Source organism: Enterococcus sp. BWT-B8 (assembly GCF_020567625.1).
In the GTDB taxonomy this organism is placed as follows: Bacteria; Bacillota; Bacilli; order Lactobacillales; family Enterococcaceae; genus Enterococcus_L.
In genome coordinates, this window is record NZ_JAJDJV010000002.1 from 232,243 (window position 1) to 242,223 (window position 9,981).

General features: G+C 38.7%; 7 protein-coding genes and 1 other annotated feature. Of the genes, 3 read left to right on the forward strand and 4 right to left on the reverse strand.

Features of this window, described 5'->3' with window-relative positions; translation table 11 throughout:
• The first annotated feature begins 41 nt into the window (after nucleotides 1–41).
• From ychF to guaB, 3 genes are all read left to right on the forward strand, one after another.
• Nucleotides 42–1,142: a redox-regulated ATPase YchF gene (ychF, locus tag LI951_RS04465; RefSeq protein ID WP_202067309.1), complete on the forward strand. Its 1,101-nt coding sequence runs from the start codon at nucleotides 42–44 to the stop codon at nucleotides 1,140–1,142.
• Nucleotides 1,143–1,245: 103 nt separating this feature from the next.
• Nucleotides 1,246–1,929, forward strand: coding sequence for a DUF1129 domain-containing protein (locus LI951_RS04470; RefSeq protein WP_202067310.1), 684 nt, complete (start codon nucleotides 1,246–1,248; stop codon nucleotides 1,927–1,929).
• Between the two features lie 257 nt (nucleotides 1,930–2,186).
• Complete coding sequence (gene guaB, locus LI951_RS04475) at nucleotides 2,187–3,671, forward strand: IMP dehydrogenase (RefSeq protein ID WP_202067311.1); 1,485 nt, start codon at nucleotides 2,187–2,189, stop codon at nucleotides 3,669–3,671.
• A gap of 180 nt (nucleotides 3,672–3,851) precedes the next feature.
• Here the strand turns inward: guaB and LI951_RS04480 are convergent, their stop codons facing one another.
• The 4 genes from LI951_RS04480 to LI951_RS04495 all read right to left on the reverse strand — a co-directional run bounded on the left by LI951_RS04480 (nucleotide 3,852) and on the right by LI951_RS04495 (nucleotide 9,460).
• Nucleotides 3,852–5,327: a polysaccharide deacetylase family protein gene (locus LI951_RS04480; protein ID WP_229441401.1), complete on the reverse strand. Its 1,476-nt coding sequence runs from the start codon at nucleotides 5,325–5,327 to the stop codon at nucleotides 3,852–3,854.
• A 311-nt stretch (nucleotides 5,328–5,638) separates the two neighbouring features.
• Nucleotides 5,639–6,910 carry a serine--tRNA ligase gene (gene serS / locus LI951_RS04485; protein ID WP_202067313.1) on the reverse strand — a complete coding sequence of 424 codons (1,272 nt, stop codon included), beginning with the start codon at nucleotides 6,908–6,910 and terminating at the stop codon, nucleotides 5,639–5,641.
• Between the two features lie 53 nt (nucleotides 6,911–6,963).
• Nucleotides 6,964–7,175, reverse strand: a binding site (T-box leader).
• 421 nt (nucleotides 7,176–7,596) lie between these two features.
• Nucleotides 7,597–8,781, reverse strand: a complete 1,185-nt coding sequence (locus LI951_RS04490) for a sensor histidine kinase (protein WP_229441402.1) — start codon at nucleotides 8,779–8,781, stop codon at nucleotides 7,597–7,599.
• Nucleotides 8,771–9,460: a response regulator transcription factor gene (locus LI951_RS04495; protein ID WP_202067315.1), complete on the reverse strand. Its 690-nt coding sequence runs from the start codon at nucleotides 9,458–9,460 to the stop codon at nucleotides 8,771–8,773. Before LI951_RS04495 ends, LI951_RS04490 begins: the two co-directional genes overlap by 11 nt.
• Nucleotides 9,461–9,981: the final 521 nt, after the last annotated feature.

Sequence of the window (9,981 nt, forward strand, 5' to 3'; positions counted from 1 at the left end):
TTTGTTGTACAGTATAAATTGATAAAGGAAGAGTGAAAAAAATGGCATTGACAGCTGGAATCGTAGGTTTGCCCAATGTAGGGAAATCTACTCTTTTTAACGCAATCACAAAAGCAGGGGCTGAAGCGGCAAATTATCCGTTTGCAACAATTGATCCTAATGTGGGAATGGTTGAGGTACCTGATGACAGACTACAGCGCTTAACAGAGCTGGTTAAACCCAAGAAGACTGTTCCAACCACCTTTGAGTTTACGGATATTGCCGGAATTGTGAAAGGTGCGAGCAAAGGAGAAGGACTGGGCAATCAGTTTTTAAGCCATATTCGTCAGGTGGATGCGATTTGTCATGTAGTCCGCTGTTTCGATGACGAAAATATTACCCATGTGGAAGGCAGAGTTGATCCGCTGGCAGACATTGATACGATTAATCTGGAGCTGGTTCTGGCTGATCTGGATTCAATTAACAAACGCTATGCGCGCGTGGCAAAGATTGCCAAGACGAAAGATAAAGAGGCAGTTGCTGAACTGGCAGTCTTAGATAAAATCAAGCCTGCTTTAGAGGAAGGACTTTCAGCAAGAACAATTGATTTTGATGATGAAGAAAAGAAACTGGTGAAAAGTTTGTTCCTGTTGACAGCTAAGCCAATTTTATATGTAGCGAATGTTTCGGAAGATGAAGTAGCTGATTCTGAAAACAACAAATATGTTCAGCAGGTCCGTAATTTTGCGGCAGAAGAAAATGCTGAGGTAATTGTTGTCTGCGCTCGGGCAGAAGAAGAAATAGCCGAGTTGGATGAAGAGGATAAAGCAGAGTTTTTAGAAGCATTGGGAATAGAGGAATCAGGCTTGGATCAGCTGATTCGTGCGGCATATGATCTGTTGGGATTGGCAACCTATTTCACAGCGGGTGAGCAGGAAGTTCGTGCCTGGACATTCCGAAAAGGAATTAAAGCACCACAGGCAGCAGGTATTATTCATACCGATTTTGAACGCGGCTTTATTCGTGCGGAAACAGTTTCTTTTGAGGATCTCAGCACTTATGGAAATATGCAGGCGGCTAAAGAAGCAGGGAAAGTTCGTCTGGAAGGGAAAGATTACATCGTTAAGGATGGAGATGTTATGCTCTTCCGTTTCAATGTCTAATGTTTTTTGAAGAAAACGGTTTTTCTTCGATAAATTTATGATAAAATACCACATAGATAAGGTTTGTTTTGCGATAGCGGATTGATTAGGGGGATACAGTAAAATGGAACCAGAAAAACTGCAGGAAATTGTTGCTGAAAATCGTGAGTTGGAAAAAAAATTAACAAAAAGAAACGAGCAATATATTTTTGATTTGAAAAAGTCAATTAAAGCGGCCAATCTTTCGGAACAGGAACAAACTTTAGCCTTACATGAAATTCTGCCGTTAATGGTGGAAGAACAGAAGAGCGGTAGAACAGCACGTCAGCTTTTTGGCACTGTTTCAGAACGGACAGAAGCCATTTTAAATAAACCGGTAGAGAAAAAGGAGTCCACACCTCTTTTGATGTGGATAGACAATGCAATGCTGTTGATGGGTGCGCTGGCTTTGATGATGTCTGTCACAAGTTTGTTGTTTAAAACCGAAAGACAGCAGATTGGGCTGGTAACTTTGCTTATCGGTTCAGCAGTTGGAGGCTATGCACTTTATTTAATGTATAAATATGTGTATCAGTACGACCGCCCGGGTGCCGATAAATCACAGCGCCCCGGATTTTTAAAGTCCGGTGCCATTATGGTTGGGGCTATGTTTCTTTGGATTGTCACATTTTCGGGTTCAGCTTTGCTGCCTGCCGTTATTAATCCGGTACTGGATCCAGTCGTTATGATAGTGATTGGTGCGGCAGTGCTGGCAGCACGTTATTTCCTGAAAAAGAAATACAACATGCAGAGCAGTTTGGCAAGATAGTACGGATAAAATAAGATTTAAGACAAACGTGAACAACAGGTGTCTGAATCTTATTTTTTTATTCTATGATAAGAGAGAGCAGACAAATCAGATAAGGTGAACGTTCTTTTCTTTTAAAATGCTGATAATAAAATGAGAAATAACTAATGTTATAAAAAAATTGATGGAATATTTCAGAAATCAGAAAATCCGGTTGACTTATCTTCTGGAATCTGTTATTTTCATAAATAAAATTAAATTGAGGAGTGATTCAGGCAATGTCTAACTGGGAAACGAAATTTGCGAAAAAAGGTCTTACATTTGATGATGTTTTATTGATTCCGGCAGAAAGCCATGTGTTGCCAAATGATGTGGATATGAGTATTCAATTGGCAAAAAATCTTAAATTAAATATCCCGCTGATTAGTGCAAGTATGGACACTGTAACAGACAGCAAAATGGCGATTGCAATGGCACGTCAAGGCGGATTGGGCGTAATCCACAAGAATATGAGTGTTGCACAGCAGGCGGATGAAGTCCGTAAAGTAAAACGTTCAGAGAGCGGTGTTATTCTAGACCCATTTTTTTTAACACCATCAAACCTTGTTGCAGAGGCAGAGAATTTGATGAGCAAGTATCGAATCAGCGGTGTGCCGATTGTTGAAACGATGGAAAATCGTAAATTAGTAGGGATCATTACAAACCGTGATATGCGTTTTGTTACAGACTATCAAATGAAGATCGATGAAGTGATGACCAAAGATAATTTGGTGACAGCCCCAGTTGGTACTTCTCTAAAAGATGCTGAGAAAATTTTGCAGCAGCATAAAATTGAAAAATTGCCGATTGTTGATGAAGCAGGTCGTTTAAGCGGATTAATCACAATCAAAGATATTGAAAAAGTTATTGAATTTCCAAATGCTGCCAAAGATGAGCACGGCCGTTTGCTGGTGGCAGCAGCAGTAGGTGTGACAAGCGATACATTTGAACGGGCGGAAGCATTACTTGAAGCTGGAGCTGATGCAATCGTTATTGATACTGCTCATGGTCATAGTGCCGGTGTTATCCGTAAAATTAAAGAAATTCGAGATACTTTCCCTGATGCGACCTTGATTGCTGGAAACATCGCAACTGGTGAAGGTGCCCGTGCATTGTATGACGTTGGTGTTGATGTGGTAAAAGTGGGAATCGGTCCCGGTTCAATCTGCACAACTCGAGTGGTTGCCGGTGTTGGAGTTCCTCAGTTAACAGCAATTTATGATGCAGCATCTGTTGCCCGCGAATACGGCAAATCAATTATTGCAGATGGCGGAATTAAATATTCAGGAGATATTGTCAAAGCGTTGGCTGCCGGCGGACATGCAGCAATGCTTGGAAGTATGCTTGCTGGAACGGATGAGTCTCCAGGTGAATTTGAAATCTACCAGGGACGCCGCTTTAAAACCTATCGCGGTATGGGTTCTCTTGGTGCTATGGAAAAGGGCTCAAGCGATCGTTATTTCCAAGGTAGTGTAAATGAGGCAAACAAGCTGGTTCCAGAAGGAATTGAAGGCCGGGTTGCTTACAAAGGAAGCATCGCTGATATTATCTTCCAAATGATCGGCGGTTTAAAATCTGGAATGGGGTATGTAGGGGCAGCTAATTTGCAGCAGCTGCGTGAAGAAGCTCAGTTTGTTCAAATGAGCGGAAATGGTCTGAAAGAATCTCATCCTCATGATGTTCAAATTACGAAAGAAGCGCCAAACTATTCTGTCGAACAATAAAAAAATAACTGAAAAAAGACCAATGTGAATGCAGTGACCCCAAAAGTTAGACCAAAAATCTAACTTTTGGAGGTCGATTCACAACATCGGTCTTTTTTTGCAGTTTTTGAGTGTTTTCTACTACTTGATTAAGGCTCAATCGTTTTATCGGATACTGAAAGCAGCTGTGAACTGAATCCGTTATGGAGAGACAGGGATAGTTTTATTTCCATAATAAAGATGTAATGGCTCAAGTTTGTTGCCTAATAATTCATCAGGGGAGATAATTTCATAGCCTTCAGCCCGTAAATCATCAATAATTTTCGGGACTGCTTCAACTGTTTCAGAATAGATATCATGCATTAGAATAATTGAGTAGTTATTGCTGGTCTCTTGTACACGCTTGATAATTTTTTTTGAATTTTTACTTTTCCAGTCTTCCGAATCCACTGACCACTGAATAATCGGTCGGTCAATGATTTCAGCCGCCTGGCTGTCCACTGCTCCATAAGGAGGGCGAAAGGTTGTTGGAAGTTTTCCTGTGATCTCGAAAAGAACTTTATCTGTTGCGTGGACCTCTTCTTTAATACTTTTAGGTTCTATTGCTGTCAATTTGGGATGAGAATAGCTGTGACTGGCAACATCATGTCCTTCTGCAACAGCTCGTCTAACGATTTCCGGATGCTTAGCTGCATTTTCGCCAAGCATAAAGAAAGTCGTTTTAACATTTTTTTCTCTTAAAATATCTAGAAGTTTTGGTGTAGTTAAGGGGTTCGGCCCATCGTCAAACGTCAAGGCAATATATTTTTTATTCGAATCCAAGCTAGTCCCTGCATGATCACGAATGAGTTGAGAATCAACAAACTCCTGATCAACAAAAGGTATAATTTCTGTAAAGTCCAATGAGAGTTGCTTAATATTGAGTTCATTTTCAGGTAATGAGAAAGTGAACTGATTTGGTGTATAATCAAGTATTTTCTGCTCCATTGTACTATTTGGAAAGTCTATTATTTTATCGATCTGTTGAGAGACTTCATCTGCTGTCATCGTATCCAAAAGTTTCTGTCTGATAATCGGTTGGATTGCCCTGAAGTTATTTTGATTATGAAACAGCTCGGTTAGGGTAGGCAGCTCCAAAGTATCTTTGCTTACATATGTATTTTCCCCCCGTAATAACGGCTGAATCTCCCATAACTCCTCATTTTTGTAGTATAAATCAACAACCGGTGTATAAATAACTGTCTTTCCCAAGATAGCTGATTCAGTATAACCAATTACTTTTGCTGATTGGTCTTCGCTAAGTTGTGTTTCAGCATCTGTCAGTAGTTGCTGCAGCTGCTTTTCCAGCTCTTTTTTCAAAGGTAGATCGGGAAGAAATAGGATATGTTGCCGCTGTTTATTGATAACCGTTCTTTTGACTTCTTGATTTCCCAGCTTTTGCTGTTCGGCAGCTATTATTTCAACGATTTTCTCATCTGGCTCTTGCTGCTGCTCAATTGATTTATCAGTTTGAACCCTGGTCTGCTTTTTTGTCAAATAAAAATGTCCGGTGATCAGTGGGAGAAAGGCTGTCAGCAAAAAAAGACTGAAAAATAGTAGGTTTCTTTTTGTTTGCCGCTGTTCCGAGCTCTTTTGAATCTCTTTTCTTGTTTCAGCTTTTTGACTTTCTGGTTCCATAGAGTCAGTCCTAACTAAAAATTGGTGTTTAATTGGTTTGTATATACAAATGATCGGCTTTATTAGAGCCATAAATAGGAGTCTTTGCTAAATATCCTATGAGCTTATAAGTCTTCGGTGTAAATAAAGGGTTATATTAATTAAAAGGTACCATTCAGCTCTAAAATTGTTGCTGTCTTTTCGCAAAAAAGTTAAAAAATAGATCGGATAAATGGACTTTCTCCGAAATTTAAGTGTGCAACCATACAAAAGAGGAGTCAGACAATATGCAACGCAGAATAGTGACAAGTGCCTGCTCCCCCCGTTGAAAATTATTTAATTACTGTAACTCCGCCCATATAAGGAACAAGCACTTCAGGAACGGTGACAGAGCCATCTTCATTTTGATAGTTTTCCAAAATCGCAGCAACAGATCGTCCGACAGCCAAGCCTGATCCGTTTAGAGTGTGAACGTAATTAATTTTTTCATCTTCATTGCGGTAGCGGATCATCGCTCTGCGTGCCTGGAAATCCTCGCAATTTGAACAAGAGCTGATTTCTCTGTATGCATCCTGAGCAGGAATCCATACTTCTAAATCATATGTTTTTGCAGCGGAGAAACCCATGTCTCCTGTGGAAAGTGTGATAACGCGATAAGGTAAATTCAATTTTTGCAGAATTTCTTCAGCATTAGCAGTCATTTTTTCCAATTCATCATAAGAATTTTCAGGCTTGCTGAATTTAACCATTTCAACTTTATTGAACTGATGAAGGCGAATTAAGCCTCGTGTGTCGCGACCTGCACTTCCTGCTTCTGAACGGAAAGAAGGACTTAAAGCCGTGAAGTAAACCGGCAATTCGCTGCCGCTTAAAATTTCATTATTATAATAGTTCGTTAACGGAACTTCAGCAGTAGGAATCAAAGTGAAATCAGTATCTTCCAATTGAAAACCATCTTCTCTGAATTTAGGAAATTGACCAGTACCGTACATTGAATTGCTGTTAACGATATATGGCGGAATAATTTCTGTATAACCATGATCATAAACATGGAGATCAAGCATGAAGTTATACAATGCTCTTTCTAAACGTGCTCCGAGACCTTTATAGTAAACGAAGCGGCTTCCGGCAACTTTAGCACCACGTTCGAAATCAAGAATATCTAGATTTTCTGCAATTTCCCAATGAGGCTTGGGTTCAAAATCAAATGTTTTAGGCTCACTCCATTTGCGGACTTCAACGTTTTCTTCTTCACCGGCACCGATCGGAACAGAAGAATGAGGCAGATTAGGTAAAGCAGCTGCGATTGTCTGCAGCTGTTCGTCCACAGAAGCAATCTCTGTATCAAGCGCCTTGATTTCTCCGCCAACGTTTTTCATTTCAGTAATTTTTGCAGAAGCATCATCTTTATTGCGCTTTAACTGAGCAATTTCGGCAGAAACATCATTCCGATATTTTTTCAATTCTTCCACTTTGGTCAATAATGCTCTGCGGCTTTTGTCAAGACGCAGAAACTCAACAAGTACTTCCTCTTTTACTCCGCGTGTTGTCAATTTTTTTTGAATATCATCAAAATTTTGACGAATCATTTTTACATCTAACATATTTTTTCCTCCTAAAAATAAATAATAAAAAAGTCACTCCATCCCAGAAAAAATCTTGGGACGAAATGACTGTGATTTCGCGTTGCCACCCAAGTTCAACCCTTCGGCTGCCCTTGATTAAATAGATAACGGCTGTGACCGATCTGACTTATTTCGTCAGATGCATAAGTAGAGATGGATTCTTTATAGATGAATATCTGCTTTCAGCAACACAGACTCTCTGGAATTCAGAGCTACAAATACTTGTTCTCTAAGCTTTCATTTAGCATACAGAATTTCGATTAAGATGTCAATGGAAGAATCAGTTTGAATTTACCTATTCTCCACTAAAAACCCTATTATATCAGTAGTTACAGAAGCTGTTTTCTAAACAAATGAACTACACTTCGAAATACTGTTAGTTCAATGCTTTTCTGTATTAGTTTCTAAAATTTGGGGTAAATTCAAAAAGAATCAGCTGCGCCCAAGACAAAAGGATGAAGAAAATAATAGTGAAAAACATATCATTAATTTTCTAAATCCAACAATTCTCAGTTATTTCCCATTCACTTTTATTAACAGCAAATAGCTAGTCAAAAAATACATGGTTATTACGCATCAATTGCAAATTTTTTGATCAATGACCATGTATTTTAGAAACCTATCTACAGTTTCTGAAAAATATTTCTTTATGCTTTTGTCATGAATCAAGCCTCAGCAGCAGTTGTATTACTTTGAAGAGGTAGATGAATAATAAAAGAAAGCCATTGAGCATCTGAAGTAGCATAGATATATCCGCCATGTAAAGCAACAATACTTTGAGCAATAGCCAGTCCCAAACCAGTTCCTCCAGTTTCCTGAGAACGGGATTCTTCCACCCGATAGAAACGATCAAATAATTGATCAAGCGATTTTTGTGGGATTTTTGGTCCATTGTTACGTACGGCAACCACAACCTCAGTCCCGACTTTATTTGCTTCCATCAGAATCTGATTACCACCCTGCCCATATTTTAAGGCATTGGACAATAGATTATTGAAGACACGGACGAGCTTTTCGGTATCTCCTTCCATTCGAATAGATGCAGGATTTGTTTCTACCAGAATTTCCATCCCTTTTTTATGTGCTTCCAGTTCAAAATCCACTGCCAGCTGTTCGAGCAGCTGGGCCATATCAAATGTGATAGCATTTAAAGGAACGGAAGGCTGACGCACTTTTGTGTATTCAAAAAGATCATCTACCAATAATTTCATTTGTTTCGCTTTTACATAAGCAATATGTGTATATTTCAGAATCTCTTCTTCTGAATGAAACTGTCTGTCTTCGATTAATCCTAAGTAACCTATAATAGAAGTTAAAGGAGTTCGAATATCATGACTGACGTTTGTAATCAATTCATCCTTGGATTTTTCTATTCGGCGCTCATCTTCAATCGCTGCAACTGTACTGTCAACCAAACCATTGATACTTGCAATTACTTTAGCTAAATTTCCACCCAATTCGAAAGAAATCCGATGATCATAATTGCCGTCTGCAATATAATGGAGTTCACTGATAATGTGACGCAGCTGCATTTGTCGGTAGCGGCGAATCAGACGCCAATATAAAACGGAAGCATCTATAATAAGAAAGAAAGGAATTACAAACTTGCTCCAGCTCCAAAAGACATCTGTATCTAGGTAGTCAGCCAAAACACCTTTTGTCCCGAAGATAATGTTGCTTAAAGTAGGTGAGCTTTGAACAAACTGATAAATGAGTACAAGAATTGCTACATTTAATAGAAGCAAAAGAATGACTGTCAGAATACCTTCTGCCAAAAGTTCACTGATTTCCTTGGAAGTTAGAGGGATTCTTTTTTGTTTCTCAACTTTCTTTTGTTGTCTAGCGGGCATCAATTTTATACCCCACGCCCCAAACAGTTTGAATCACTTTTTCGCCGCCGGTTGCTTCCTCAATCTTATCCCGCAGATGGCTGACGTGAACCATTACTGTTTTTGCAGAAACAACACTTTCCTGCTGCCATACACGTTCAAAAATTTCATCTGCATTAAAAACACGATTCGGATGACTTGCCAAGAGATAAAGAATACCGAACTCCAAAGCAGTTAATTGAATTTCTTTATCATCAATTGTTTTCACTTGATGGGAGTCCTTGTTAATAATCAATGAACCAACCTCTAAGATATCCGGCTCATCAACTTTTACCTGCATCTGACTTCTGCGTAAGATGGATTTCACACGAGCCATTACTTCTAATGGATTAAATGGTTTTGTGACATAATCATCCGCGCCGGCAACCAGCCCTTTAATTTTATCCATATCTGTTGTTTTAGCTGTAAGCATAATAATCGGAACCTGGGACTCTTTTCGAAGTTCCTTAACCACCTGCATACCATCCATAATTGGCATCATAATATCCAAAATCAATAAATCAATATCAGGAACAGTTCTGATTTTAGATAGAGCTTCCTTTCCATCGTAGGCTTTAACAACCTCATAGCCTTCATTATGGATATAAATACTTAAAAGCTCAACAATCTCTTTGTCATCATCTGCTACTAAAATTTTCATATACATGCCCTCCATATCATTAATATCATCAAATACTATTTTAACAAAAAAATCAGGAAAGAGATAAAAAGTGCTCCATATTACAGAAATTTTAAATACATTACTAAAATTGAAGATAGCTGACTATGAAAACACTATAAAAACGAATGAAAAGTCAATTGTATTGGGAATTGATCGGAATTGAAAAAAAGTTGTAAAAAATGACATATTTTGATTGACCTGAGCGAAGAAACTTGATATATTATTACTTGTCGCAAGACAGGACAACCTCTTTTGAAGCACTGGATAGAATAACAGTGGGAAGGAAGAAAAAAGTTGTCCGACCAATAAAAAAGTTGTTGACAAATAACAAAAATGTTGGTAAACTGAAACAGTTGTTATGAAACAAGAACAACAAATTGCAGGCAGAAAAAACTTTTCAAAATTTTATTAAAAGAGTTGACAAGCGCTTCTCGATTTGATAAGATATAAAAGTTGCTGCAAGGCGACAAAGTAGACCTTTGAAAACTGAACAAAGTAAG

Excerpts from the sequence above, each read along its gene's own strand:
- ychF (WP_202067309.1), top strand. The coding sequence starts at position 42 with ATGGCATTGACAGCTGGAATCGTAGGTTTGCCCAATGTAGGGAAATCT.
- LI951_RS04470 (WP_202067310.1), top strand. The coding sequence starts at position 1,246 with ATGGAACCAGAAAAACTGCAGGAAATTGTTGCTGAAAATCGTGAGTTG.
- guaB (WP_202067311.1), top strand. The coding sequence starts at position 2,187 with ATGTCTAACTGGGAAACGAAATTTGCGAAAAAAGGTCTTACATTTGAT.
- LI951_RS04480 (WP_229441401.1), bottom strand. The coding sequence starts at position 5,327 with ATGGAACCAGAAAGTCAAAAAGCTGAAACAAGAAAAGAGATTCAAAAG.
- serS (WP_202067313.1), bottom strand. The coding sequence starts at position 6,910 with ATGTTAGATGTAAAAATGATTCGTCAAAATTTTGATGATATTCAAAAA.
- LI951_RS04490 (WP_229441402.1), bottom strand. The coding sequence starts at position 8,781 with ATGCCCGCTAGACAACAAAAGAAAGTTGAGAAACAAAAAAGAATCCCT.
- LI951_RS04495 (WP_202067315.1), bottom strand. The coding sequence starts at position 9,460 with ATGAAAATTTTAGTAGCAGATGATGACAAAGAGATTGTTGAGCTTTTA.